The sequence below is a fragment of the Mycobacterium sp. MMS18-G62 genome (assembly GCF_053877835.1).
On sequence record NZ_CM132662.1, the window covers coordinates 2,520,007 to 2,545,104 of the forward strand.

Annotated in this window: 30 protein-coding genes and 1 pseudogene; 14 read left to right on the forward strand and 17 right to left on the reverse strand. The window is 66.0% G+C overall.

Features of this window, described 5'->3' with window-relative positions; genetic code table 11:
• Positions 1–3 precede the first annotated feature (3 nt).
• The 4 genes from ACWW36_RS12655 to ACWW36_RS12670 form a co-directional block, all read right to left on the reverse strand.
• Positions 4–618 (reverse strand): pyridoxamine 5'-phosphate oxidase family protein, encoded by a 615-nt coding sequence (locus ACWW36_RS12655; RefSeq protein ID WP_456141866.1) that lies wholly within the window; start codon positions 616–618, stop codon positions 4–6.
• Positions 619–654: 36 nt separating this feature from the next.
• Entirely contained in the window at positions 655–939 is a 285-nt protein-coding gene (locus ACWW36_RS12660; RefSeq protein ID WP_456141867.1) for a hypothetical protein, read from the reverse strand.
• A 78-nt stretch (positions 940–1,017) separates the two neighbouring features.
• Positions 1,018–2,094, reverse strand: a complete 1,077-nt coding sequence (gene menE / locus ACWW36_RS12665) for an o-succinylbenzoate--CoA ligase (RefSeq protein WP_456141868.1) — start codon at positions 2,092–2,094, stop codon at positions 1,018–1,020.
• 50 nt (positions 2,095–2,144) lie between these two features.
• Positions 2,145–2,447 carry a DUF3349 domain-containing protein gene (locus tag ACWW36_RS12670; protein ID WP_456141869.1) on the reverse strand — a complete coding sequence of 101 codons (303 nt, stop codon included), beginning with the start codon at positions 2,445–2,447 and terminating at the stop codon, positions 2,145–2,147.
• A 215-nt stretch (positions 2,448–2,662) separates the two neighbouring features.
• Here ACWW36_RS12670 and ACWW36_RS12675 point away from each other — a divergent pair, with 215 nt between their 5' ends.
• The 3 genes from ACWW36_RS12675 to ACWW36_RS12685 are packed head-to-tail and all read left to right on the forward strand — an operon-like array spanning position 2,663 to position 4,542.
• Positions 2,663–3,907 (forward strand): anion permease, encoded by a 1,245-nt coding sequence (locus ACWW36_RS12675; protein WP_456141870.1) that lies wholly within the window; start codon positions 2,663–2,665, stop codon positions 3,905–3,907.
• A gap of 32 nt (positions 3,908–3,939) precedes the next feature.
• On the forward strand, positions 3,940–4,221 hold the full coding sequence (locus ACWW36_RS12680; RefSeq protein ID WP_456141871.1) for a hypothetical protein: 282 nt from the start codon (positions 3,940–3,942) through the stop codon (positions 4,219–4,221).
• Between the two features lie 15 nt (positions 4,222–4,236).
• Positions 4,237–4,542 (forward strand): DUF3349 domain-containing protein, encoded by a 306-nt coding sequence (locus tag ACWW36_RS12685; RefSeq protein WP_456141872.1) that lies wholly within the window; start codon positions 4,237–4,239, stop codon positions 4,540–4,542.
• 42 nt (positions 4,543–4,584) lie between these two features.
• Here ACWW36_RS12685 and ACWW36_RS12690 read toward each other — a convergent pair whose 3' ends face one another.
• Genes ACWW36_RS12690 through ACWW36_RS12700 form a run of 3 tightly spaced genes read right to left on the reverse strand, consistent with a single transcriptional unit; the run spans position 4,585 to position 7,421 of the window.
• On the reverse strand, positions 4,585–4,956 hold the full coding sequence (locus ACWW36_RS12690) for a VOC family protein (RefSeq protein ID WP_456141873.1): 372 nt from the start codon (positions 4,954–4,956) through the stop codon (positions 4,585–4,587).
• A 23-nt stretch (positions 4,957–4,979) separates the two neighbouring features.
• Positions 4,980–6,530, reverse strand: coding sequence for a long-chain-fatty-acid--CoA ligase (locus tag ACWW36_RS12695; protein ID WP_456141874.1), 1,551 nt, complete (start codon positions 6,528–6,530; stop codon positions 4,980–4,982).
• Between the two features lie 12 nt (positions 6,531–6,542).
• Entirely contained in the window at positions 6,543–7,421 is an 879-nt protein-coding gene (locus tag ACWW36_RS12700; protein ID WP_456141875.1) for an SDR family oxidoreductase, read from the reverse strand.
• 62 nt (positions 7,422–7,483) lie between these two features.
• Between ACWW36_RS12700 and ACWW36_RS12705 the strand changes: the two genes are divergently transcribed.
• Positions 7,484–7,978, forward strand: coding sequence for a pyridoxamine 5'-phosphate oxidase family protein (locus tag ACWW36_RS12705; RefSeq protein ID WP_456141876.1), 495 nt, complete (start codon positions 7,484–7,486; stop codon positions 7,976–7,978).
• Between the two features lie 44 nt (positions 7,979–8,022).
• Positions 8,023–8,967 (forward strand): NmrA family NAD(P)-binding protein, encoded by a 945-nt coding sequence (locus ACWW36_RS12710; RefSeq protein ID WP_456141877.1) that lies wholly within the window; start codon positions 8,023–8,025, stop codon positions 8,965–8,967.
• Between the two features lies 1 nt (position 8,968).
• Here ACWW36_RS12710 and ACWW36_RS12715 read toward each other — a convergent pair whose 3' ends face one another.
• The 6 genes and pseudogenes from ACWW36_RS12715 to ACWW36_RS12740 all read right to left on the reverse strand — a co-directional run bounded on the left by ACWW36_RS12715 (position 8,969) and on the right by ACWW36_RS12740 (position 13,141).
• On the reverse strand, positions 8,969–9,358 hold the full coding sequence (locus ACWW36_RS12715; protein WP_456141878.1) for a hypothetical protein: 390 nt from the start codon (positions 9,356–9,358) through the stop codon (positions 8,969–8,971).
• A gap of 13 nt (positions 9,359–9,371) precedes the next feature.
• Positions 9,372–10,283 (reverse strand): 1,4-dihydroxy-2-naphthoyl-CoA synthase, encoded by a 912-nt coding sequence (locus tag ACWW36_RS12720; protein ID WP_456141879.1) that lies wholly within the window; start codon positions 10,281–10,283, stop codon positions 9,372–9,374.
• Complete coding sequence (locus ACWW36_RS12725; protein ID WP_456142469.1) at positions 10,280–10,741, reverse strand: nitroreductase/quinone reductase family protein; 462 nt, start codon at positions 10,739–10,741, stop codon at positions 10,280–10,282. The genes ACWW36_RS12720 and ACWW36_RS12725 overlap by 4 nt, the downstream gene beginning before the upstream one ends.
• Positions 10,742–10,765: 24 nt before the next feature.
• A pseudogene (locus ACWW36_RS12730) lies at positions 10,766–11,197 on the reverse strand (nitroreductase family deazaflavin-dependent oxidoreductase); the annotation flags it as partial.
• On the reverse strand, positions 11,194–11,880 hold the full coding sequence (locus ACWW36_RS12735) for an HAD family hydrolase (protein ID WP_456141880.1): 687 nt from the start codon (positions 11,878–11,880) through the stop codon (positions 11,194–11,196). The gene ACWW36_RS12735 and the pseudogene ACWW36_RS12730, both read right to left, overlap by 4 nt.
• A 1-nt stretch (position 11,881) precedes the next feature.
• Positions 11,882–13,141, reverse strand: a complete 1,260-nt coding sequence (locus ACWW36_RS12740) for an RNA polymerase sigma factor (protein ID WP_456141881.1) — start codon at positions 13,139–13,141, stop codon at positions 11,882–11,884.
• 67 nt (positions 13,142–13,208) lie between these two features.
• On the opposite strand from ACWW36_RS12740, the gene ACWW36_RS12745 reads away from it, so the two are divergent.
• Together ACWW36_RS12745 and ACWW36_RS12750 are read left to right on the forward strand one after the other, a co-directional pair.
• Entirely contained in the window at positions 13,209–13,418 is a 210-nt protein-coding gene (locus ACWW36_RS12745) for a ribosome modulation factor (protein ID WP_456141882.1), read from the forward strand.
• Positions 13,402–14,004, forward strand: a complete 603-nt coding sequence (locus tag ACWW36_RS12750; RefSeq protein ID WP_456141883.1) for a nucleoside/nucleotide kinase family protein — start codon at positions 13,402–13,404, stop codon at positions 14,002–14,004. The genes ACWW36_RS12745 and ACWW36_RS12750 overlap by 17 nt, the downstream gene beginning before the upstream one ends.
• A gap of 70 nt (positions 14,005–14,074) precedes the next feature.
• On the opposite strand, the gene fadD8 is transcribed toward ACWW36_RS12750, so the two are convergent.
• Together fadD8 and ACWW36_RS12760 are read right to left on the reverse strand one after the other, a co-directional pair.
• Complete coding sequence (fadD8, locus tag ACWW36_RS12755; protein WP_456141884.1) at positions 14,075–15,676, reverse strand: fatty-acid--CoA ligase FadD8; 1,602 nt, start codon at positions 15,674–15,676, stop codon at positions 14,075–14,077.
• Between the two features lie 122 nt (positions 15,677–15,798).
• Complete coding sequence (locus ACWW36_RS12760; protein WP_456141885.1) at positions 15,799–16,269, reverse strand: YciI family protein; 471 nt, start codon at positions 16,267–16,269, stop codon at positions 15,799–15,801.
• 134 nt (positions 16,270–16,403) lie between these two features.
• Here ACWW36_RS12760 and ACWW36_RS12765 point away from each other — a divergent pair, with 134 nt between their 5' ends.
• Together ACWW36_RS12765 and ACWW36_RS12770 are read left to right on the forward strand one after the other, a co-directional pair.
• Positions 16,404–18,011 carry an amidohydrolase gene (locus ACWW36_RS12765; RefSeq protein WP_456141886.1) on the forward strand — a complete coding sequence of 536 codons (1,608 nt, stop codon included), beginning with the start codon at positions 16,404–16,406 and terminating at the stop codon, positions 18,009–18,011.
• A gap of 30 nt (positions 18,012–18,041) precedes the next feature.
• Positions 18,042–19,610: a long-chain-fatty-acid--CoA ligase gene (locus tag ACWW36_RS12770; protein ID WP_456141887.1), complete on the forward strand. Its 1,569-nt coding sequence runs from the start codon at positions 18,042–18,044 to the stop codon at positions 19,608–19,610.
• A gap of 7 nt (positions 19,611–19,617) precedes the next feature.
• Here ACWW36_RS12770 and ACWW36_RS12775 read toward each other — a convergent pair whose 3' ends face one another.
• Both ACWW36_RS12775 and ACWW36_RS12780 read right to left on the reverse strand, forming a co-directional pair.
• On the reverse strand, positions 19,618–20,241 hold the full coding sequence (locus tag ACWW36_RS12775; protein WP_456141888.1) for an SOUL family heme-binding protein: 624 nt from the start codon (positions 20,239–20,241) through the stop codon (positions 19,618–19,620).
• Positions 20,241–20,723: a TspO/MBR family protein gene (locus tag ACWW36_RS12780; protein ID WP_456141889.1), complete on the reverse strand. Its 483-nt coding sequence runs from the start codon at positions 20,721–20,723 to the stop codon at positions 20,241–20,243. Before ACWW36_RS12780 ends, ACWW36_RS12775 begins: the two co-directional genes overlap by 1 nt.
• Before the next feature lie 112 nt (positions 20,724–20,835).
• Between ACWW36_RS12780 and ACWW36_RS12785 the strand changes: the two genes are divergently transcribed.
• From ACWW36_RS12785 to ACWW36_RS12805, 5 genes are read left to right on the forward strand one after another with little or no spacing between them, the layout of a single operon-like run.
• Positions 20,836–21,792 (forward strand): o-succinylbenzoate synthase, encoded by a 957-nt coding sequence (locus ACWW36_RS12785; protein ID WP_456141890.1) that lies wholly within the window; start codon positions 20,836–20,838, stop codon positions 21,790–21,792.
• A 53-nt stretch (positions 21,793–21,845) separates the two neighbouring features.
• A complete protein-coding gene (locus tag ACWW36_RS12790) occupies positions 21,846–22,814 on the forward strand; it encodes a GlxA family transcriptional regulator (RefSeq protein ID WP_456141891.1) in 969 nt (322 codons plus the stop codon).
• A 16-nt stretch (positions 22,815–22,830) separates the two neighbouring features.
• Positions 22,831–23,568, forward strand: a complete 738-nt coding sequence (locus ACWW36_RS12795) for a DJ-1/PfpI family protein (RefSeq protein ID WP_456141892.1) — start codon at positions 22,831–22,833, stop codon at positions 23,566–23,568.
• Positions 23,569–23,618: 50 nt separating this feature from the next.
• Positions 23,619–24,401, forward strand: coding sequence for an alpha/beta fold hydrolase (locus ACWW36_RS12800; protein ID WP_456141893.1), 783 nt, complete (start codon positions 23,619–23,621; stop codon positions 24,399–24,401).
• 17 nt (positions 24,402–24,418) lie between these two features.
• On the forward strand, positions 24,419–25,069 hold the full coding sequence (locus ACWW36_RS12805) for a DedA family protein (protein WP_456141894.1): 651 nt from the start codon (positions 24,419–24,421) through the stop codon (positions 25,067–25,069).
• The last annotated feature ends 29 nt before the right edge of the window (positions 25,070–25,098 follow it).

Here is a 25,098-nt window from a genome sequence, read left to right on the forward strand (position 1 = left end):
ACTTCAGTAGAGCACCTTGCGCACGTTTTCTTCGCTGTAGCGCTCCTCGAGTTCGGCTTGCGTCCAGTCGTACCGGATCGCCTTGGCGATCCGCGCCACGCTCGGCACGGCGGTCGGATTCCAGGTCGACGGATCCCAGGCGTCCGACCGCAGAAATGCCTTGGCGCAGTGAAAGAACACCTCTTCGATGTCGACCTCGAGCGCCAGAATCGGCCGCTTGTTCTGGACGGCCATCGCGTCGAAATAGTCGGCGTCCGCGAGGAGCCGCGCGGTTCCGTTGATCCGCAACGTATCCCCGCGGCCGGGGATGAGGAACAGCGTGCCGACGTGCGGCTGCTGCAGCACGTTGAGGTAACCGTCGACGCGCTTGTTACCCGGCCGCTCAGGGATCGCGATGGTGGTGTCGTCGATCACGTGCACGAAGCCGGGAGGGTCGCCCTTCGGCGAGACGTCGACGCGTCCGCGCGCGTCGGTCGTCGCGACGAAACCAAGCGGCGAATGCGCCAGCCACTTCACGTGGATGTCTGACAGACGGTCCTTCACCTTGTTCGCGACGTACTTGTCGGGTTGCCCGACGATCGCGCGGAGCTCTTCGACGGTGTTTACTTCGCGGCGCATTGCTACATCATCCCTCGTGCCTTCGCGGGCCGGAGATCAGTCGTGCGACGGGCAGGAGACGTCGACGAAGACCATGGTGTGCTGCTTTTCCTCGAGCGTGGCATTGGAGGACAGGGTGGGGTGGATGCCGGTGACAGCGCATGTCGACAGCGGAACGGCGACGATCCCGTTGACCTGCACGTTGTAGCCCTCATCCTTGAGGCCGCTGACGACGTCGGCCGCCGTCCCGGCGTTCGGAAACGCTGCGGCCGCACCTGCCATGCTCAAGGCTGCTGCGGCAAGCGCACCTGCGGTCAGTGATGTGATGACGATGTTTTTCATGGCTGAATCTTGGCTGGTCAGCGGGGCGGCAAGCTTGGAGATTGTGTGGAGATCGCGTGGAGATTGCGAGCGATCGGCCTAACCGAAGCGCGCGGCCAACTCCCGCCGGTCTACCTTGCCGATCCCGCGGCGGGGCAGCTCGTCGACAACATGAATTTCGCGCGGCGCGGCCGTTGACGACAAGGAGGACGCGACGTGCGAACGCAGGTCCGCCAACGTCGGTGCAGGAAACCCCTGCGCGACGACGATCGCGGCGACCACTCGCTGCCCCAGCCGTTCGTCGGCCACGCCGAACACCGCACAGTCGGCAACCGCGTCATGCGTCGCCAGCGCCGCCTCCACCAATTGCGGCAACACCGTCAACCCGCCAGTACTGATCGCGTCGTCCACTCGCCCCAGTACCGTCAGCACACCTGAATCGTCAACTGTGCCAATGTCGTCGGTGCGGAACCAGCCCAGTTCGGCGAACGGATCAGGATCGACGGGATTGCGATAGCCCTTCGCCAGCGTCGCGCCGCCGAGCACCACCCGGCCGTCGTCGATGCGCACCCGCACCCCGCCGAGGGGAACGCCGTCGTACACACAGCCACCGGCGGTCTCACTCATGCCGTAGGTGCGTACCACGGGAATGCCTGCCGCCGAGGCTCTTTCGGCGACGGCGGCGGGCATCGGCCCACCGCCGATCAGCACCGCGTCCAGCGAAGCCAACGCCGACGTGGCGGCAGGATCGGCCAACGCCTTGTCCAGCTGCGCCGCCACCAAAGACGCGTACCGGCGCCCGGCCCCCAACTGCGAAACGGCCGAGGGCAATTCGGCGACGTCGAAGCACGCCACGGGATCAGTTCCCGCCACGACGCTGCGCACCAGCACTTGAAGGCCCGCGACGTGATAGGCGGGAAGCGCGAGCAGCCAGCGGCCTGGACCGCCCAGTCGGGTGTGCGTGGCGGAGGCGCTGGCGGTCAATGCAGCCGCCGTCAGCATCGCGCCCTTGGGCACACCGGTAGTGCCCGACGTCGAGACGACCACCGCGACGTCGTCGTCGATATCCGATCCGGCGCGCAAAGATGTTGTCAGCAAGGCGCTTTGCCGGTCATCGTCCGCAGGGACGGGAAGCATCGAAAGACGCCCGGTCAGCGCGTCTTCCACCGCGGGCATAACCGACAGCGCCGAAGCTCCGGACGGGACGGCGACGGCGCGAAGGACGGCTATTCGGCCTCCTCGCTGTCGCGCGGGTCGTCGAGCGGCCATCCTTGGGTGGCCAGTCGTGCGCGCACCCGCTCGATGTCTTCGGGCTGCGGAAGTTCGTCGGTGATCTGGGTGATCAGCACCCCGATGTCGACGTGGTCGAATTCGCCGCGCGCCAACAGTTCCCGTACGACGGCCGCCACTTCGTCGTCGCTGAGCCGTCGTTTCAGTAGCGCGAGCAGCGGCACACGGTCAGGGCCTGGCACACCTTCGGGATACCCCGCGGTGATCCATGCCACGATCTTGGCGAGAAATTTCGTCACAGTGTCAACTCCCCACGGAGGCGCGCGCCTCGGCTCGCTGGACAGATCGATGGTAGTGCCCCGTCAACTCGACGACGCAGACAAACGCTCTCGGACCGCGAGGTGAACAGTGCATGAACACCTCGCCGGAAGAGGCAAAGTACCTGGTGAGAGCCTCCGCTTAGGGTAGCTAGCCGCTGGTCAAATTTGCCGTCCTGCCCCCAGAATTAGCACCCATGAGCGCAGAGATGATCATTCTCGTGCTGTTGATAGCAACGGCACTGGCATTCGACTTCACCAACGGATTCCACGACACCGGAAACGCGATGGCGACCTCCATCGCCACCGGTGCACTCAAGCCGAAGACGGCCGTGCTGCTGGCCGGCGTCTTGAACTTGGTGGGCGCTTTCCTCTCTGTCGAAGTTGCCGTCACCGTGACCACGTCGGTCCTCAAGGTGCAGGACAGCAAGACCGGTCACCTGCTTCCGTCGATCGACGCGTCAACTGGACTCACGATCATCTTCGCCGGCCTCATCGGTGGCATCCTCTGGAACCTGCTGACATGGCTGTTCGGCATCCCGTCAAGCTCGTCGCACGCGCTCTTCGGCGGGCTGATCGGCGCCGGGCTCGCTGCGCTCGGCTCCGCGGGCGTCAACTGGACCGGCGTGACGCAGAAGGTGCTGATCCCCGCGGTCGCCGCGCCCATCATCGCGGGAGTCGTTGCCGCATGCGGAACCTGGCTGGTGTACCGGATCACCCGCAAGGTGATGGAGAAGCGCCGGGAAGAGGGCTTCCGCTGGGGCCAGATCGCGACAGCGTCGCTGGTCGCACTCTCACACGGCACCAACGACGCCCAGAAGACGATGGGCGTCATCGCGCTCGCGCTGATCACCACCGGCCACCTGACCGGTGACGTGAAGAAGGACGGCCTGCCGTTCTGGATCATCTTCAGCTGCGCGCTGGCGATCGGCCTCGGCACCTACATCGGTGGCTGGCGTGTCATCCGCACGCTCGGCAAGGGCCTCGTCGAGATCGAGTCGCCGCAGGGCTTCGCTGCAGAGGCGTCGTCGGCCGCGATCATCTTGAGCTCCAGCGCCGCGGGCATGGCGCTGTCCACCACGCACGTCGCTACCGGCTCGATCCTCGGCAGCGGTGTCGGCAAGCCCGGGGCGGAGGTGCGCTGGGCAGTGGCGGGTCGCATGGCGGTGGCGTGGCTGTTGACCCTGCCCGCCGCGGGAGTCGTTGGCGCGCTGTCGTTCTGGCTTTCCGACGCGGTCAAGTCGCTTACCGATTCTGCGCTGGCGGGTGACGGCCTAATCTTCCTCGTGCTGGTCGCCCTGTCCGGCTACATGTGGTGGCGTGCCCAGCAGCAGAAGGTCGACCACAAGAACGTCAACGCCGATTGGGACGAGTCGACCAACTCCGTCGTTCCCGCCGAGGTTCGTGAGTCCGCCAAGCCCAAGGACACGGCGACGGTCTGAGAAGACCAGCCGCGACTAGTAAAGGATTCGAAATGCATTACGTAGAAGCGCTTTTGAAGGTGCTCGTGGTGGGACTGGCCCTCGGGGCAGGCCTGCCCGCGATCTTCGCGGCGGGTTTGGTGTCCTACTCCAACGGTGCAGGAGCGACCGAAGCCGACGGCACCGTGCACGCCTCTAACCCGATGCTGAAGTATCTGGGCATCCTGTTGTTCGCGTTCGTCGGCTGGGTGATCGTGACGGCGATCTTCTGGATCACCAGGACGACGATCATCCACCACTTCGGTGTCGACCTTTTCCCCTTCATGCCTAAGTAGTGGAGCTGAAAACATATGATGCAGAATCAGAGTGTGTTGGACAACGTGCTGGGGTGGCTGCACGACGGCTACCCGGAAGGCGTCCCGCCGAAGGACTACTTTCCGCTGCTCGCGCTGCTGAAGCGGTCGCTGACTGAGGAAGAGGTCGTCCAGGCGGCCCAGTCGATCCTCAAGTCGACCGATTCGGACACCGTGACGGAGGACGAGATCCGCAAGGCCGTTCACGCGGTGATCGAGAAGGAACCGAATCCCGAAGAGATCCATCAGGTCGCCGCACGGCTGGCCTCTGTTGGTTGGCCCCTGGCGGCGCCCGCTCGCTGAACTAGTCACAACGGCGGCCCTCGGCTATCGGCCGGGGGCCGTTCAGCGTCTGGTGTCGCGGCGAAGCGGATGGTCCTCCGGTACCTGAACGAAGATCAGAAGCACACCGTCCGGGTCTGTCACGTGCATCTCGTGCAGCCCCCACGGTTCTTGCTTTGCTTCCCTCGCGATTTCGACGCCGCGGCCTTCTAGCTCGTTCTCGGCGGCGTAGACGTCACGCACTTGCAGCCACATCGTGCCGCCCGCGCTCGGCGTGCCGTGGTCGGCGAGCTCGATCAGTGACTGTCCCGCGTAGAACACGGTGCCTGCGCCGTAGTCGCGGGCGATCGCCAGCCCGAGTTCGTCGCGATAGAACCGCAACGAGCGCTGGTAATCGGCCGGCCGCAGGAGCATCCGGCTGGCCAGGATCTCCATGAATCCCTGTCTATCACGTCGGGTCAGCCGATCCGGCGCGCCACACCCTCCCAGTAGGGTTCGCGCAGCGTGCGCTTGAGTAGCTTGCCGCTCGGGGTCCGGGGCAGCACTCCGGCGAAGTCGACCGATTTGGGCAGCTTGAAACCACCGAGCCGCTCGCGGGCATAGGCGATCAGCTCGGCTTCGCTCGGCGACGTGCCGGCCGCGGGCACAACGACCGCCTTGACCGCCTCGCCCCACTTCTCGTCCGGCACGCCGATGACGGCCACGTCGCCGACCCCGGGATGCGTCATCAGCACGTTCTCCACCTCGGCAGGCGACACATTCTCGCCGCCCGACACGATGATGTCCTTCAACCGGTCGTGAAGGTAGATATAGCCGTCGCCGTCGAGGTAGGCGGCGTCGCCAGTCTTCAGCCACCCGTCGGGTGTGACAGTCCCGGTCGTCGCCTCGGGATTGTTCCAATAGCCGCGCATGTTCTGAGGCGATCGGGTCCACAGCTCGCCGACCGTGCCGATCGGAACATCGGCGCCGTCCTTGTCGACAATCCGCACCTGGACCCAGGGGTAGGGCTTGCCGCACGAGCGCAGCAGCTGGGGCCGGTGCACGGGGTCGTGATCGTCGAGTTGTGTTATGGAACCGGTGGTTTCGGTCAAGCCGTACACCTGGAGGAACTCGCAACCGAACTGCTTGAGACCCTTCACGAGGACGTCGTCGGTGATGGGGGACGCGCCGTAAACGATTGCGCGCACGCTCGAGAAATCGGTGTCCTCGACGCCCGGAGTACTGACCAGGCGATGGATCACGGCAGGCACCAGCAGCATGTTGGTAATGCCGTGTCGCGCAACAGCCTTGAGGATCGCGGGCGGATCGACATCGCGCTGCACCACGGTGGTGCAACCCTCGTACAGGCCGACCAACGCCCATCCGGAGCCAGCCATATGGAACATCGGCATCACGGCGAGGTTCACGCTGTCGGCGTCAAACCTCCACTGGTCGGCGATTCCGGTGGCCTTGCTGAAGTAGTTGTCGTTGGTCAGCATGACGCCCTTGGGCGAGCCGGTGGTGCCCGACGTGTACATCAGGAACGCGATATCGTCGGAACCGGTTGCGACACCGGGATCTTCGACTTGCTGTCCTGCCACCCAGTCGTCGAATTCGGGCCAGCGGTCATGCATGCCGATAGCGACGATGGTGCCGAGGTGGTCTTCGATGGCCTCAATGTGCCCGAAGAATTCCGAGCCGACGACGACTACCTTCGCCTGTGCGTCCTTGATGATGTGCAGCATCTCCGGCGCGGCCAGTCGCCAGTTCACAGGGACCGCAACGGCGCCTAATTTAGCGAGGCCGCAGACGACTTCGAAGAATTCGGCTCCGTTCTTTTCGACGAACGCGACCCGATCGCCGACGCCTACGCCCGCCGCCTGAAACGCCTGCGCGGCTTGGCTGGATCGCGCGTCGAGTTCGGCGAAGGTGATGGTGCGCTCGTCGACCACCAGTGCAACGGCGTCGGGCCGCTTCACCGCGTGCACACGCACGATGTCGGCGATCGAGGCGATGTCAGGTTGCGGCATAACGGTTTTCGGCTAGGCGTTGGGCTGCACGCGTTGCCGCTTCATGATTGCATCGACGGCATTGGGCGCCACACTGTTGAGCGCATGTGCCGTGACGGCCATGCGCGGCGCGATGCGCACGGGCCGGGTCCTGGCCGCGGTGATCATCCAATCGGCGGCCTCGCCGGCGCTCAGCCCGGGCAGGCCGTCGTATTCGCGCGTCGGCTCGATCATCGGCGTCTTGACGAGCGGGTAGTACAGGGTGGTCGAGTGCACACCCTGCGCGGACCACTCGGTTTCGATGACGCGGCTGACCGCCGACAGTGCCGCCTTGGACGCGTTGTACACCGCGAACAACGGCGACGATTCGCTGAGCACGCCCCACGTGGAGACGTTGATGATGTGGCCGTCGCCGCGCTCGATCATGCCGGGAGCGACGCCGCGGATCAGCCGCAGCGGCGAGTAGTAGTTCAACGACATTGTTCGTTCGACGTCGTGCCAGCGGTCCAGTGACTCCGCGAGCGGGCGGCGGATCGACCTGGCGGCGTTGTTGACGAGAATGTCGACGCCGCCGATGTCGTGTTCGACCTTGGTGACCAGCTCGTCGACGGCGTCGAGGTCGGACAGGTCGACGGCGTGAGCCGTGGCATCGCCGCCAGCGCGTGTGATCCGGTCGACGACGCCGTCGAGCAGTTCCTGACGGCGCGCGACCACGACGACCTTGGCGCCACGCCGGGCGAATTTCTCCGCGGCGGCCTCCCCGATGCCCGACGATGCGCCGGTCAGCAGGATGCGCTTGCCGCCGAGGTCGACGGGATCGCGGCGCCGCCGCAGCGCCTGCTCGGTCATCGCCGGCCGCATGCTGGCCAGCATCAGGCTCTCGGACAGCCGGCGAAGTGGACTTTTACTCACGTGGCGAGTTTAGGTGGCCTACTTTTCGATGAGCTCTCCGCCGCCGCGTGGTCGGTATTGGTATGGCTATTTTTGGAAAACTCGACACTCGTTTCAGCCAGGCCACCGAGCCCGTCGATTGGCAGCAGGTCAGCGAGGCTCTGTCGGAAGCGGAGCTCTACTGGCTCACCACCGTCCGCGGAGACGGCAGACCGCACGTCACGCCGCAGGTCGGGGTCTGGGTCGATGACGCGTTCGTGTTCTGTACCGGGGCCACCGAGCAGAAGTTCCGCAACCTCGAGCACAGCAAGGCCGTCGCGGTCACCACCGGCAACAACGCTTGGGCAGACAGACTCGACGTCGTCGTCGAAGGGTCAGCAGAACGGATCGCTGGGCACGATGCGCTCAAGGCCTTGGCCGACGCGTTCCGCGCGAAGTACGGCGATGCGTGGGACTTCGACAACGACGACGAGGTGTTCAACCCAGATCAGCAAGCCGCACACGTGTTTCGCGTGCCGCCGGACAAGGTGCTGGCGTTCGCGAAATCTCCGCACGGCCAGACGGCGTTCCGCCCCTGAGGCCCGCCGTTAGTGTTAGGCGCGGATCGACGAGAGGTGACGCCGTGGACGGGATCGCTGACTTGGGCTCCGGGCGGCCCGTCTTGGTGACCGGAGCGACCGGTCGCGTAGGCCGCATCGGCCTTCATGTGGGCACCGAACTTGTGAAGCGGGGACTGCCCGTCAGAGCGCTCGTCCGCCGAATCGATGACCGGTCAGACGCGTTGCAGGCCATGGGAATCGAAGTGGTAGTCGGCGACTTCACCGACTACGCAAGTCTGCTGGCCGCGCTGGAGGGTGTCGAGGCTGCCTACTTCAGCTATCCGGTCGGGGCCGGACTGACCGAAGCCGCAGGGCTTTTCGCGGCCGCGGGGCGTGAGCGGGATTTACAGCGCGTCGTGGATCTGTCGTTGGACGCGGCCTTTCCCGAGAGTCCGAGCCCGCAGGGCCGCGCCGAGTGGGTCGCCGAAAAAATCTTCGAGTGGGCCGGATACGGCGGGGCACATTTGAGAGTCGCGGCATTCTTCATGGAGAACCTTCTGACCTTGTACGGTCGCCAGGTCCGTGAACGCGGCGAGATCCGCAATTCGTTCGGCGACTTTGCGCCTTCGTGGATCGCCGGGTCCGACGTCGGGGCGATGGGCGCGGCGCTGCTGGCGGACCAGACGTTGATCACCGACCGGACCATCATGGTCGGGGCAGCAGAACGAGCCAGCCACGCCGCCATCGCGAAGATCATCAGCGAAGCCACCGGCCACCGGGTGCGCTATCAAGCACTCACACCAGAAGACTGGCGCGACGAGCTGATCGCGAACGCCGCGGCCGCAGGCCGGTCCGACACGACGGTCGCCGCGCATCAATCGGCGCAAAGCGTCGCCTTGCGCGAACACAACACCCACCTGGTCACCGACGACATCGAGCGGCTGACCGGACGACCTGCCGTCACCCTGGAAGATTTCATCACGCAAAACCGCGACACCTTCGTCGCGAAAGGTTCTCGCGCGGAATGACTTACGGCGTGCTTTCCCAATGTTTGGCCAGCGGTGTGCCTGCGAATTTCTCGAGCAACACTCGCGCGAAGAACAGCAGCGCGCTGCGTGGCCGGTGATTCACCACGATGTGCTGGGTCTGGCCGGCGGCATTGAAAGTAACCACGACATTGACGCTGATATGCACGCCGCGAACCTCAGTGGTGTAGATCTCGAGGAAGCCGTCGTTGTCGCCAAACGGGCCCGCGTAGCTGAACTGCTGATTCTCATACAGCTCCTTGGCGGTGACCACGATTGCCCGGACGTCCTGCGGGCCGTGCGCGGCGCCGTCCATCGCCGCGGCTTCTATGGTGACGTCGTCGGCCAGGTTGTCCAACCACTGCGGGTAATAGGGCTTGCCCATGTATGTCATGGCGTGCCAATCGTCAGAAGTAGCGGGGGAACGGCGTCCAGTCCGGGTCGCGTTTCTCCAGGAACGCGTCGCGGCCCTCGACGGCCTCGTCGGTCATATACGCCAACCGCGTTGCCTCACCGGCGAACAACTGCTGGCCAACCAGCCCGTCGTCGGTCAGGTTGAACGCGTACTTGAGCATCCGAATCGCTTGCGGCGACTTGCCGTTGATGGCCGCCGCCCATTCCAGGCCGACCGACTCCAGATCCGCATGGTCGACGACCTCGTTGACTGCGCCCATCGCGTGCATCTGCTCGGCGGTGTAGGGCCTCCCGAGGAAGAAGATCTCGCGGGCGAACTTCTGCCCGACCTGCTTGGCCAAATACGCACTGCCATAGCCGCCGTCGAAGCTGCCGACATCGGCGTCGGTCTGCTTGAACCGGGCGTGCTCGCGGCTGGCCAACGTCAAATCACACGTCACATGAAGGCTGTGCCCGCCGCCGGCCGCCCAGCCGTTCACCAGGCAGATGACGACCTTCGGCATGAACCGGATCAGCCGCTGCACCTCGAGGATATGCAGCCGCCCGGCCCGCGCGGGATCCACTGTCTCCGCCGTTTCGCCTGCCGCGTACTGATACCCGCTGCGCCCACGGATGCGCTGATCACCGCCCGAACAGAACGCCCAGCCACCGTCTTTCGGCGACGGCCCGTTACCCGTCAGCAGCACCACACCGACATCCGGGGACATCCGCGCATGGTCCATCACCCGATACAGCTCGTCGACCGTGTGCGGGCGAAACGCGTTGCGCACCTCGGGCCGGTCGAACGCGATCCGCACCGTCGGCTGCGGTTGGCCGTCCACGACGTGGCGGTGGTAGGTGATGTCGGTCAGCTCGAAGCCCTCGACCGCCTGCCACGCCGAAGGGTCAAACGGGTTGTCGCTCATGCTTTTACCGGATCCAGGCGGAAGACCGGGCAGCGCCCGGCGAGCGCCTCGAACTCGTCGGGATTCGCTCCGGTGACCAGGCCGGCGTTCTTCATGAAGCCCACACCCGTCGGCACCTTGACGGGAAAAGCCCGCAGCAGCGGACGGGCTTCGTCCACCGGGATCTCCACCAGCTGGACGTCCTCGATCTGGCGGCCCTTCCGTAGCGTCGCTTCATTCGCTTCGCGGGCGTTGGCCGCCCAATCGGAGCCGGGCAGCCCACCGACGATGTATCGCTTGCCGTCAACCGTCATCGGCGTGACCGGCGTTGACCGCAGTTTGCCGGTCTTGCGGCCCGGCACGGTCAGGACTGCCGGACCATCAGCGCCGAAGCTGACGCCGCGCCGCTGCAGCGCGATCATCACCTTGTTGACGTACTTCAACCACCAGGGCGGTCGGATGCGCTCACTGTTGGACATGCCCGTAACGCTACTCAGGCCCGCGTCGACGCGAAACACGGGCAGCACGCCTGCCAGCCCCTCCAGCTCCTCGGATGTGCCGTCGCCGACCAGACCGGAGTTCTTCAGAAATCCAACGCCCGCCGGCACCTGCACCGGGAACAACCGCAGCACAGGACGGGCCTCCTCCGGTGGGAGTTCCACCAGCGCAACGCGTTCGATGGACCCGCGGTCGGTCAGCGTCGCCTCTTGAGCCGCACGCACGTTGGCCACCCAATCCGCGCTGGGGAAGACGGCGACCACATAACGCTGGCCGTCGACCTCCATCGGGGTGACCGGCGTCGAACGGGGCTTGCCCGACTTGCGGCCCGGCGCAGTCAACACCACCGGCTGCTCGGCACCGAAGTGCACGCCACGGCGCAGCAGCACCATGTACACGCGGTTGATGGGTTTGAGCCAGCGGGGCGCGCGGGTCATACCGCCACGCCGTACTCGCTGAGTGCGCTGCGCAAACCGTCAGGCCGCTGGGATGTCGGCAGCGGATCGACCAGGACGAAGCCACAGCCGACGTTTCGGGCGCCGCCATCGGCTTCGTCGCTATCTCCGACCATGACGGTCTGCTCCGCCTCGGCGCCCAACCGGGTCAGCGCCGTCTCGAAGATCGCGGCATCAGGCTTGATGGCGCCGACCTCGAACGACAGCACAAACTCGTCCACGCAGTCCGCGACGCCGAGCGCCACGAACGCCGGCCGCACGTCGAAGGCGATGTTGGACACCACCGCGATCTTGATGCCCTGCCGGTGCAGACCCTTCAGAACCGCGGCCGTGTCCGGATACGGCGTCCACGACGACGGGTCGATCACCCGCTCGTACAGGGCCTCTGCGTGATGGTCGGCCAGCCCGGACTGCCGCAGCACGTGCAGATACGCCTCGCGATGCAGGTGCGGCTCGAGGTCGCGGTTGACCCAGGCCTGATGGGCTTCGGGCGTCATCTTGACGGACCGGCCAGTCGGCGCGGTAAGGCGACGCATCAGCTCGGCCTGGACATGGCCGTCGACCTCACGCTCGTCGACCTCGATGCCGTCGAACCAGCTGTCGTCCTCTTCGAGGCGGAACAGCGTGCCCGAGTAGTCGAACAACACGGCGTCCACCCGGCCCATGTTAACCACGTGCGCGAGCGGCCTTGTCGGCCAAAACGTCTCGTTCCCGGTCGTTGTCCGTCATCGACGCGGCGCGCTCGAACTCATCGGCCGCTTCTGTGCGCCGGCCGAGCCGCGACAGCAGCTCACCGCGCACGCTCGGCAGCAGGTACGAACCGTCGAGACCGTTGATGCCGTCGACGATCTCCAACGCCGAGGCGGGGCCCGTCGAAGGGTCAGACATGGCCACCGCGACCGCCCGGTTCAGTTCGACGACCGGCGACGGTGCTAGCTGAAGCAGCCCGTCGTACAGCGACACGATGCGCCGCCAGTCGGTGTCGGCCGCGGTCGGTGCTACTGCGTGGCATTCGGCCAGCGCGGCCTGAAGCGCATACGGCCCCCAGCCGATGCCCTTGCGCTGCAAGGCGTTAGCGGTGCGCTCCAGCGCCGCGACCCCGCGCTGAATCTGGGCCCGATCCCATTTCGCGCGGTTCTGATCCTCGAGCAGGACGGGCCTGCCCTCGGCGTCGGTGCGCGCCGCGAACCGCGACGACTGGAACTCCATCAGCGCCACGAGGCCGTGCACCTCGGGTTCGTCGGGCACGAGCGCAGCCAGTATGCGGCCGAGCCGCAGCGCCTCGCTGCACAGCTCGTCGCGAATCCAGCGCTGTCCGAACGACGCCGAATAGCCCTCGTTGTAGATCAGGTAGATCACGCTCAGCACGGCGGACAGCCGTTGCGGGTATTCCGAGCGATCCGGCACTTCGAACGGCACATTGGCGGCGGCGAGCGTCTTCTTCGCGCGGGTGATGCGCGCGGCGATCGTCGCCGTCGGCACCAGGAACGCGCGGGCGATCTCCTCGGTGGTCAGGCCGCCGACCACACGCAGCGTCAGCGCGATCTGCCCCTCCCGCGAGACCACCGGGTGCGTGGAGATGAAGACCAGCCGGAGCACGTCGTCGTCGATGCGGTCGGGATCCCAGGCATCGTCAACCTCGGTTTCGAGCTCGCGCGCCATGGCGGCGTACTTGGTGTCGAGGTTTTCCTGCCGCCGCCACTGGTCGATCGCCTTGCGCTTGGCGACGGTCGTCAGCCAGGCGCCGGGATTGCGCGGCACACCCGTTTGCGGCCACTGCGTGAGCGCGTCGACGAGCGCTTCCTGGGCGAGGTCCTCGGCAATCCCGACGTCACCGACCGCGCGGGTCAGCGTCGCGACGATCTTGGCGGCCTCCATCCGCCACACCGCGTCGACGGTCTGCTGCAGATCCGGCACGACGCCCATTCTGCAGCCGCGACACGCCGCGAGAAATGAGGTCCCCCAGTGTGATGGCGCAGCAAAGTTAGTAGCCATGGCGCATCGGTTCGTCACGGCCTATCTGGAGGGCCGGAAAGCGTTCCCTCGTACGCTCAACAACCCCTACGCGGGTATCGGGGACCGGATCGCCGCCCGCATGTGGCGGTTGGGCTGGCAACGCGCCAGCGACGAGTCCCGCGGGATACCCAGCGAAGAGGAACGCATCGCGCGAATCGCCGCCGAGATCGATGCACTCTTGGACTGAGCGGGTCGAGGCGCTGCTGGCGCGTGAACGCCGGGTCCTGCTCGGTATCACCGGCCCGCCCGGCGCAGGCAAGACGGCGTTGGCCGAATCGGTCGCGTCAGCATTTGTTGACGCGGTTCAGTTGCCTATGGACGGCTTCCACCTCGCCGATGCCGAACTGGATCGGCTTGGACGCCTTGATCACAAGGGCGCGATCGACACCTTCGACGGCTACGGCTATCTCGCTCTGCTGCAACGCATTCGCGCCCGGCCGCAGCGCATCGTCTACGCGCCGGCCTTCGACCGCACCGTCGAGCAGCCGATAGCGGGCAGCATCCCCGTCAGTCCTGAACATCGCCTGGTGGTGACCGAAGGTAACTACCTGCTCGACGACGATGAGCCGTGGCCGCAGATCCGTGCACAACTTTCCGAGGTGTGGTTCATCGACGTGCCCCGCGACGAACGACGTCGCCGCCTCATCGCCAGGCACGTGACGTTCGGCAAGTCACTTGAAGACGCCGAGGCGTGGGTGCGTGATGTCGACGAACGCAACGCCGACCGCATCGAAAACGCCCGCGCCAAGGCCGATTTCGTCGTCACCCTCTAGCGCGAGCAGACGCAAAGTGTTCCATTTCGTCGGCGTGTCGGGACACTTTGCGTCTGCTCGCGCAGGGAACTCAGCCGACCGCGCGGTCCGCGCCCTGCCAGAACTGTGCGCGCACCGACTTCTTGTCCGGCTTGCCCAGCGCCGTCACCGGCACGGAGTCGACGACGATCACCTGCTTCGGCGACTGCACCGAACCCTTGCGCTCCTTGACCGCAGCCTGAATCTCGGTGGTCATGCGGGCCACTGCATCCTCGTCAGACGGTGCGTCCGGCCGCAGCACCACCACCGCCGTCACCGCCTCACCCCACTTCTCGTCGGGCGTACCGATCACGCACACCTGCGCGACCGAAGGATGTTCTGCCACAACGTCTTCCACCTCGCGCGGGAAGACGTTGAACCCGCCAGTGACAATCATGTCCTTGGTCCGGTCGACGATGTAGTAGAAGCCGTCCTCGTCTTCGCGGGCCAGGTCGCCGGTGTGCATCCACCCGTCGCGGAACGTTTCGGCCGTGGCGTCGGGCAGGTTCCAGTAGCCGCCGGACAGCAGCGGGCCGGACACGCAGATCTCGCCTACCTCGCCCTGCAGCACCGGCTTACCGTCGTCGCCAAGCAGCGCGACACGGCAGAACAGCGTCGGCCGCCCGCAGGACGTCAACCGCTTCTCGTCGTGATCGTCCTTGGCCAGATACGTGATCACCATCGGCGCCTCGGATTGCCCGTAGTACTGCGCGAAGATCGGACCGAAGCGGTTGATGGCCTCCTTGAGCCGCACCGGGTTCATCGCCGAGGCGCCGTAGTACACCGTCTCCAGCGACGACAGGTCGCGGGTGTGCGAATCCGGATGGTCCATCAGCGCGTAGATCATCGACGGCACCAGCATCGTCGCCGTGATCTTCTGCTCCTCGATCACGCGCAGCACCTCGGCGGGATCGAATTTGGTCAGCACGACGAGCTCGCCGCCCTTGACGATCGTCGGCGTGAAGAAGGCCGCGCCGGCATGTGACAGCGGCGTGCACATCAAGAACTTCGGATGCTCGGGCCACTCCCACTCGGCGAGCTGGATCGTCGTCATGGTGGTGATCGACTGGGTCGTTCCGATGACGCCCTTCGGCTTGCCGGTGGTGCCGCCGGTGTAGGTCAGCCCGCCGATGTGATCGGGCGGCAGGTCGGCGGCGTTCAGCGGCTGCGGCGAGTACTTCGCGGCCTCGGCGTTGAGGTCGACGGCCACGTCGGCCAGCTCGGAGGGTGCCGGTCCGATCGTCAGGATCTGTTTGAGCGACGGCACCTTCTCCAGCAGCCCCAGCGCACGCTCGACGAACATCGGGTTGGGATCGATGATCAGCGAGGTGACGCCGGCGTCGGACAACACATAGGCGTGGTCATCCAACGATCCAAGAGGGTGTAGTGCCGTGCGGCGGTATCCCTGCGTCTGCCCGGCGCCGATGATCATCAGCACCTCGGGCCGATTCAGCGAGAGCAGACCGACCGCGGCGCCGGTACCCGCGCCCAATGCCTCGAACGCCTGAATGTACTGGCTGATGCGGTCGGCCAGCTGGCCGCCGGTGAGCGTGGTGTCTCCGAGGAAGAGCACCGGCTTGTCTTTGTTTCGCTTCAGAGCACCGACCGTGAGGTGGCCGGAGTGCAGGGGATGGCGCAGCAGCTCGTCCGTCATGGTTCCTAAGACTAGAACGTGTTACAGAAACCGTGGTCCGGTACCCCGCAGTCGCCGAAACTGCATTCCAGCAGGCCTCTACTCGACCCTGCCCTGCCGGAACACAGTTTCGGCGCTGAAGCTCAGCGGTTGGCGGCGTTATCGGCCTCAGCCCGGTACTCGGCAGCGACCTTCTCGGCGAGGTCGGCCCGCCACTGGATTTCCTTCTGGACCCATTCGTTGTCCTGCGGGAATTCCTCGGTTTCCGACACGCGGCGCACCTCGAGCTTGACGCCCGCGCCGAGCGGGCACTTCTGCGCCCACTGCTTGGCCTCTTCCTTCGACGACACGTCGAGAATCCAGAACCCGTTGAACAGCTCCTTGGCCTCGGTGTACGGGCCATCCGTGACGACCGGGGGATCGGAGTTGAAGTCGACGACGAAGCCCTCCTCGGGCCCGGTCAAGCCCTCGCCGGCCAGCAGCACGCCGGCCTTGATGAGCTCTTCGTTGTAGCGGCCCATCGCCGCGATGATCTCGTTGAAATCGATGTTCTGTTCGGCCATCGCCTGCTCGGCCTCGGGGGTGGACCGCATGATCAGCATGTAACGCGACATTGTGGTGTCTCCTTCTTCGTTGGGAAGGGGCCTCTATCGTGCCCTCGCAACTACGTCGAACGGCAAGCGGCCCGAATCGACACGGGTTGCGAATTTCTTCGAAGAATTTTTTCGCGCGCTGGGAGGATGGCCGAATGTCCCCAGCTGACCTGGTCATTTTCGGCACCGTGCTGACTGTCGACGATCTGCAGCCCACGGCCGAAGCGATCGCAGTCTCCGATGGCCGCATCGTCGCGGTGGGGGAGCGGTCCCAAGTCGAGAACTGGATCGGTCCCGGGACGCAGACGCTCGACATCGACGGCTGCCTGATGCCGGGGCTCGTCGAGGCCCATGGACATCCGGTGCTGGAGGCGATGGTGTTGTCGGACCGGATGGTCGACATCCGGCCGGTCACGCTGCCCAACGCCGACGATGTCGTCGACGCGATCCGGGCGGAGGTCGCCAAGCGGGGTCAAGAAGGCGCGTACCTGAACGGATGGGATCCGCTGCTGCAGAACGGTCTTCCGAAGCCGACGCTCGCGTGGCTTGACGGCATGGCCCCCGACAGCCCGCTGGTGATCATCCACAACTCGGGCCACAAGGCCTTCTTCAACTCGGCGGCCGCCGCACGCTACGGGCTGACCCGCGACACGCCAGATCCCAAGGGCGCCAAGTACGGTCGCGATTCCGACGGCAACCTCGACGGCACGGCCGAAGAAACCGCAGCGGTGTTCTCGCTGCTGGGCGGCGCCATTCAACCGAGCGACTACCCGGCGATGCTGCATGCCGAACTCGCGAGGCTCAACCGCTGCGGGCTGACCACATGCTCGGAGATGGCGTTCGATCCGCTGTTCCGGCCGTTGCTCGAGCAGATGCGCGACGAGCTCTCCGTGCGGCTGCGCGTCTACGAGATGTCCACCGCGCAGATGACGACGGAAATGACGCCGTCCAACGGCGACGACCTGCTCCGTCAGGTCGGCATCAAGATCTGGGTCGACGGCTCGCCGTGGATCGGAAACATCGACCTGTCTTTTCCCTATCTCGATACCGACGCCACCCGCACAATCGGCGTGGCGCCGGGTTCGTGTGGGCACGCGAACTACACCCGCGAGCAGCTGACCGAAATCGTCGGCGCCTATTTCCCGAAAGGCTGGCCGATGGCCTGCCACGTGCACGGCGACGCGGGTGTCGACACGATCCTCGACGTGTACGAAGAAGCGCTGCGACGCTGGCCGCGCCGCGATCACCGGCTGCGACTCGAACACGTCGGCGCCATCCGCCCCGAGCAGTTGCAGCGCGCCCACGACCTCGGCGTGACCTGCAGCCTGTTCGTCGACCAGATCCACTACTGGGGTGACGTCATCGTCGACGGCCTGTTCGGCCCCGAACACGGTGAGCGGTGGATGCCGTGCGGCTCGGCCGTGAAGACCGGAATGCGCATCTCGTTGCACAACGACCCACCGGTCACGCCCGAGGAACCGCTGCGCAACATCAGCGTCGCGGCCACCCGCACGGCGCCGTCCGGTCGTGTGCTGGCACCCGAGGAGCGGCTGACCGTCGAACAGGCGATCCGGGCGCAGACCATCGACGCGGCGTGGCAGTTGTTCTCCGACGACATCGTCGGCTCGCTCGAGGTCGGCAAGTACGCCGACATGGTGGTGTTGTCGGCCGACCCGCGGACCGTGGCACCCGAGGAAATCGCGGACCTGGAAGTGCAGGCCACCTATCTGGCTGGCCGGCAGGTTTACCCGAAAGGCGACTGACGCGGCGCGTCGCGTGGCACGCTTCATGCCATGTCCGACCTGCCTGAACCCCGATTTCTCGACGAACGCATCGCCCACTGGGCCGAAACCAAGCCAGACGCCGAGGCGATGGATTTCCTCGATCGCAGCTGGACGTGGTCGCAGTGGAACGACAGGGTCCGCAGGCTTGCGGGCGCGCTGAAAGAGCGCGGCGTCACGCGCGGCGACGTGATCGCGTTCCTGGACAAGAACCACCCCGCCTGCGTCGAGTCGACCCTCGCGGCGGCCTCCCTCGGCGCGGCCAACGCGATCATCAACTTCCGGCTGGCCGCTGACGAGTTGGATTACGTCCTCAACGATTCGGATGCCAAGGTGCTGATCGTCGGCGCGGAGCTGAAGCCGTCGATCGACAAGATCCGCGACAACCTGACGAAGGTCGAGCACGTCGTCGTGGTAACGCCGGAGGGCGGTGACGGCGACGAGTACGAGGCGATGCTGGCCGACGCCACGCCGGTCGGCCGCTCGGCCGATGTCGAGCCGGACGACGTGTGCATCATCATGTACTCCTCGGGCACGACGGGCCGTCCCAAAGGCGTCGAGCTCACCCAGGCGAACTTGATCGCGCACACCGTGAATGCGCACGAGGGCTTCGAGTTCGACGAAGGCGACAAGAACATGGTGTCGATGCCGCTGTTCCACGTCGGCGGGTCGTCGTACGTGCAGTTCGGCATCCACGACGGCGTGGCGAGCGTGATGACTCGCGATGTCGACGGGATGTCGCTAGCCGGTGCAATTCTCAAGGGCGCCAACAGAACATTCCTGGTGCCTGCGGTGCTGGCGAAGGTGCTGGAGTCAGGTGAGGACGCGGTGAAGTTGTTCGGTGCGCTGAAGACGTATGCGTACGGGGCTTCGCCGATGCCGCTGCCGTTGCTGCGGTCGGCGTTGAAGGCCTGGCCGAACACGGACTTCATCCAGGCATATGGGTTGACCGAATTGTGTGGCGTGATCAGCCATCTGCTTCCGGATGCGCATCGCACCGAGGATCGTCCGGAGCGGTTGAGCAGTGCGGGGACGCTGGTTCCCAACGCCGAGGTGCGCGTCGTCGATCCCGACACCCTCGAGGACGTGCCGACCGGCGAGCAGGGCGAATTGTGGTTCCGTTCACCGCAATTGATGAAGGGCTACCACAACAAGCAGGAGGCCACGGCGGAGTCGATCACGTCCGACGGCTGGTTCCGCACCGGTGACATCGGCCGCGTCGACGAAGGCGGCTACATCTTCGTTGAGGACCGGCTGAAGGACATGATTATCTCCGGCGGGGAGAACATCTACTCGATCGAGGTGGAAAGGGTGCTGGCGGAGCATCCTGCGGTGGCAGAGGTCGCGGTCATCGGTGTGCCGGACGAGAAGTGGGGCGAGGTGGTGAAAGCCGTTGTCTCACTGGAAGGTGAGGCGTCGGAGCAGGAGCTCATCGCGTTCTGTCGTGAGCACCTGGCCGCCTACAAGTGCCCGAAGTCGGTGGACATCACCGACGAGCTGCCGCGCAACCCGACGGGCAAGATCCTCAAGAAGGATCTGCGCAAACCGTTCTGGGAGGGACGCGACCGCGCGACGGTCTAGGGGTGGGCTAGGCGTCGCTGATGGGAACGGCAACCTCGTTGCGGCGTCTGAACGGCAATGTCCACGGCGGGTCGTAGAACCATGCGACGGCCTCCCCGGCGGGCTCGATGCCGTGCCCTCGCAGCGCAACGAGTAGCTCGTCGGTGCGCGCCGCGACTGCGTCGGGGCCGCGGTCGCCGCTGAAGCGCAGAACGGCGACCGTCTCACCAGGAACCTCGACAAGAGTGACTTGGTCGTCATCCGGTGCAGGCAGCGTCTCCATCGTCCATTTGGACGGCATGAAGAACCGAATTGTCCACTCGCCGCTGGCGTTTCGAGACTGCGCGACGGGTGCCGTCATGGCGATGTCGTCGCCGCGCTGCTGGCTGACGGGCGCCGTCATCGAAATCTGCTCGTCGCGATGATTGCCGCCGAAGATGTAGCCCGCGAGCCGGCGGAAGCCGATGTAGCGGGCGCGGTTCTCATCGCCGGCCACGCTGGTCTGGGCCGCGATCCGCGGGCCGTATCGGCGTATCTCGACGGTGTCGGTCAATGGCCGTCGAATGTAGTGCGGTTCCTCGGTGCCAAGTCGGATGCCGACGATCGACAATGCCGACTCGACGATTTGACCGGGAAGCTTGATGATTTGCATCAGCGTCGGTTCAGCAGCCAGATGTGCGTGGCCAGCGCGGTGGCGAACGCACACCACGCGGCATAGAGGGCGAGCGGCGCCGCCTTCGCGCCCCTTGCGGCCGCTGCCCGGCGCGTCAGATCCGCACTGCTGACCGCCAGCGCGCCCGCGGCGATCGCCGACGCCCCGAGCTTTCGCCGGTTGAAGAACAACCACGACCAACTTCCGTTGAGAATCAGGTTGGTCACCAGCGCGACGACATATGCGCGCCGCTCCTCTCGCTGGCCGTGGCGCTCGAGATCGTCCAGCGTGGCCGCCGACACGGCCGCGATGTCGGCGTACAGGATGGGCCACACGATCGGAAACGCCTGTCGCGGCGGCTGATACGGCGGCTTCTTGAGCGACTCGTACCACGCCGACTGTGCCGGCCGGCTGGCCAGGCCGCCTGCCACCGCGGTCACGGTCACCGCAAGAGTGGTCGGGAGAAGTGTTCGAATCTGCATGAGGGCCCCGCTGTCGGTAGAAAGTTAAGTAACTTAAATGTTACCGGACGTGGCAAGGCCCAAACCTCATCATCCGTGACCGTACGACTTCGCGGACCGGCAGTATGGAGGCGTGCAGCCGCTAGCGGACATCATCGACCGTCTTCATGTCGTTGCGTTGCCGATGCGAGTTCGCTTCCGCGGCATCATGGTTCGCGAGGTCGCGCTGATCGACGGGCCATGCGGCTGGGGCGAATTCGGGCCGTTCCTGGAGTACGAGGCGCCGGAGGCCGCGGCGTGGCTGGCGTCGGCGATCGAAGCGGCGTACGGCGAGCCGCCGCCGCCTCATCGCGACCGCATCCCGATCAACGCGACGGTGCCCGCGATACCAGCTTTGGAGGTGCCCAAGGTGCTGGCCCGGTTTCCCGATGTGCGTACCGCGAAGGTCAAGGTCGCCGAGCCGGGGCAGACACTGGTCGACGACGTTGACCGCGTCGAAGTGGTTCGAGCGCTCGTTCCGACCGTCAGGGTCGACGCCAACGGTGGATGGACCGTCGACGAGGCCGTCGCCGCCGCGCATGCGCTGACCGAATCCGGTCCGCTGGAGTACATCGAGCAGCCATGTAGGACGGTCGAGGAGTTGGCCGAGGTGCGGCGCCGGGTCGACGTGCCGATTGCCGCCGACGAAAGCATCCGCAAGGCCGACGACCCTTTGCGGGTGGTGCGCGCCGGGGGCGCCGATGTCGCGGTGCTGAAGGTCGCTCCGCTGGGCGGCGTCTCGTCACTGCTGAGGATCGCTGAGCAGATCGATATTCCGATCGTCGTCTCCAGCGCGCTCGACTCCGCCGTCGGGATCGCGACGGGCCTGCGCGCAGCCGCTGCGCTGCCCCAACTGGACCACGCGTGCGGGCTCGGCACGGGCGCGCTGTTGATGGACGACGTCGCCGAACCCCTGACACCGATCGACGGGTGCCTGCGCGTCAGGTCTGTCACCCCCGACCCGGCGCGCCTGGAGGCGCTCATCGCCCCGGCGGACCGCAGGCAGTGGTGGATCGACCGCGTCAGGGCCTGCTACCAGCTCATGTCCTAATTTGTGGGATGCAGGGCATAGACGCCACGCCCGCCATCCTCAACACTGGGTTCATGTCGCGCGACGTGCTGATCCTCGGCTTTCCGGGTGTGCAGGCGCTCGACCTGGTCGGGCCGTCGGAAGTATTCACCGGCGCGACCATCTATCTGCAAGGCCAAGGGCGGCCGGACGAGGGCTACACCGTCAGCGTCGTCTCGCAGAACGGCGAACCCGCCACCACCGGCACAGGGCTTGCTCTCGTCGCGCAGCCACTGCCCGATCCGCGCAAGCCCGTCGACACGATCGTGCTGCCGGGCGGCATCGGCGTCGACGCGGCCCGCCAGAATCCGGAGTTGATCGGCTGGATCAAGATTGCCGCCGACAACGCCCGCCGCGTCGTCAGCGTCTGCACCGGAGCGTTCATCGCCGCCCAGGCCGGGCTGCTCGACGGCTGCACCGCCACCACGCACTGGGCGTTCGCGGGCCGGATGGCACGCGAATTCGCTTGCGTCAAAGTCGATCCCGAGCCGATCTTCGTCCGCAGCTCCGAGAAGGTGTGGACGGCCGCAGGTGTCACAGCGGGCATCGACTTGGCGCTGTCGCTGGTCGAGGACGACTACGGCACTGAGGCTGCGCAGACCGTGGCCCGGTGGCTGGTGCTCTACCTGCGGCGCCCCGGCGGGCAGACGCAGTTCGCCGCACCCGTCTGGATGCCGCGCGCCAAGCGGACGCCGATCCGCGACGCGCAGGAGGCTATCGAATCCGAACCCGGTGGCACACATAGCATCCCGGAGCTCGCCCGCCGCGCAGCGATGAGCCCGCGCCATTTCACCCGCGTGTTCACAGTCGAGGTCGGTGAGGCGCCAGGCGCATACGTCGAGCGGATCCGTACCGAAGCCGCCCGCCGCCAACTGGAGGAAACCGACGACACCGTGACGGTGATCGCGGCTCGCTGCGGCTTCGGAACGGCTGAAACGCTGCGACGCAATTTCGTTCGGCGGCTGGGAATTTCGCCCGACCAATACCGCAAGACATTCGCCTGACAAAAAGGAGATCGACATGCAGATCGCAATTGTGGTGTATCCGGGCTTCACCGCCCTGGACTTCATCGGCCCCTACGAGGTGCTGCGCAACCTGCCCGACGCGGAGGTGCGGTTCCTTTGGCATCAACCCGGACCGATCGCCGCCGACTCCGGTGTGTTGCTCATCGGCGCCACGCATTCGTTCGACGAGACACCGTCGCCCGACGTCATCCTGATCCCCGGCGGCATGACGACCATGGAGCACGCCCGCGACGAGAAGCTTCTCGACTGGGTGCGCAGGGCACACGAGACAGCGACGTGGACGGCGTCGGTGTGCTCGGGATCGGTCATCTTGGCCGCTGCGGGTCTGCTCGACGGCAAGCGGGCCACATCGCACTGGATGGCGTTGCCTGCGCTCAAGACACTCGGCGCGGTGCCCGTCAACGACGAGCGGATAGTGCACGAAGGTGACATCGTCACCAGCGCCGGTGTGTCGGCGGGCATCGACCTCGCGATGTGGCTGGCCGGGCAGATCAGCGGCGAAGGCCGCGCCAAGACCATCCAACTCGCCATCGAATACGACCCGCAGCCGCCGTTCGACTCCGGCCACATGTCCAAGGCGTCTGCGGCCACCAAGGCCGCCGCCACCGCACTGCTCGGCAAGGACATGGTCAAGCCGGCGCAGCTCAAGGCCACGACCGCGCTGCTGTGGGACGCGGCGATCGGAAAGGCCCGCGGCCGTCGAAAGCAGCGCAAGACGGTCTCTGTGCATTAACCCGCGCCTGGCGCGGCTTCCTGCACACGAGCCACGGTACGGTCGTCGGCGTGAATCTGGCGTACGACGATCGCGGCAGCGGCGACCCCGTGCTGTTCATCGCGGGTCGCGGGGGCGCCGGCCGCACGTGGCATCTGCATCAGGTCCCGCACTTCCAGCGGGCGGGCTACCGCTGCATCACCTTCGACAACAGAGGGGTGGGCGCGACCGAAAACGCCAGCGGCTTCACGACCGAGACCATGGTGGCCGACACCGCCGCGCTGATCGAGAAGCTCGACGCGGCTCCTGTGCGCATCGTCGCGGTGTCGATGGGCGCGTTCATCGCGCAGGAATTGATGCTTGCCCGCCCGGAACTGGTCAGCCAAGCGGTGCTGATGGCCACCCGCGGCCGCCAGGACCGCACTCGCGACTTCTTCCGCGTCGCGGAATGGGAGCTTGCTGAATCCGGCGTTCGCCTGCCGAAGAGCTACGACGCGAAAATCCGTCTGCTGGAAAGCTTTTCACCCAGGACGCTCAACGACGACCGCGCCGTCGCTGACTGGATCGACATGTTCACCATGTGGCCGACCAAGCAGACGCCGGGGCTGCGCACACAGCTGGCCATCGGGCCGCAGGGCAACCGGCTGCCCGCCTACCGCAGCATCGCCGCACCGACGCTGGTGATCGGGTTCGCCGACGACGTGGTGCTGCCGGCGCACCTCGGCCGCGAGGTCGCCGACGCCGTTCGCAACGGCACCTACCTAGAGATTCCGGACACTGGGCATTTGGGATTCATCGAACAACCCGACGCCGTCAACACCGCCGCCGTGAAGTTCTTCGCCGACGCGACCTGAATGGCATTGTTGGCGGCGTGAATGTGGACGCGCTGCTGCAGACGATCCCGCCGTTCGCCGTGTACGTGGTCGTCGGGGCGGTCATCGGGCTGGAAAGTCTGGGCATTCCACTGCCTGGCGAGATCGCGCTCGTCAGTGCGGCGTTGCTCGCTTCACGCCACACCCTCGACATCAGCCCGGTGTGGGTCGGCGTGGCCGCGACGTGCGGGGCCGTGATCGGCGACTCGATCGGATACAGCATCGGCCGCAAGTTCGGCATGTCACTGTTCGAACGGCTGGGCAAACGCTTCCCCAAACACTTCGGCCCCGGACACGTGGCGCTGGCCAAGCAGTTGTTCGCGCGTTGGGGCGTGTGGGCGGTGTTCTTCGGGCGCTTTATCGCCCTGCTGCGGATTTTCGCCGGCCCTCTGGCCGGCGCGTTGAAGATGCGCTATCCGCACTTCCTGGCGGCCAATGCCAGTGGCGGGCTGGTGTGGGCGGGGGGCACCACGGCCGTCGTCTACTACTTGGGCATCGCCGCCGAGAAATGGCTGTCCAGATTCTCGTGGGTCGCGCTCGTCGTCGCGGTCGTGATCGGTATCGCGATGACGCTTCTGCTGCGAGAGCGCACGTCGCGGCTCATCGCGCAGCTCGAGGACGAGCACGACTGGGAAACGCTGCGGCACTAAAGGCACTGAAGGCACTGAAAATCTGCGCC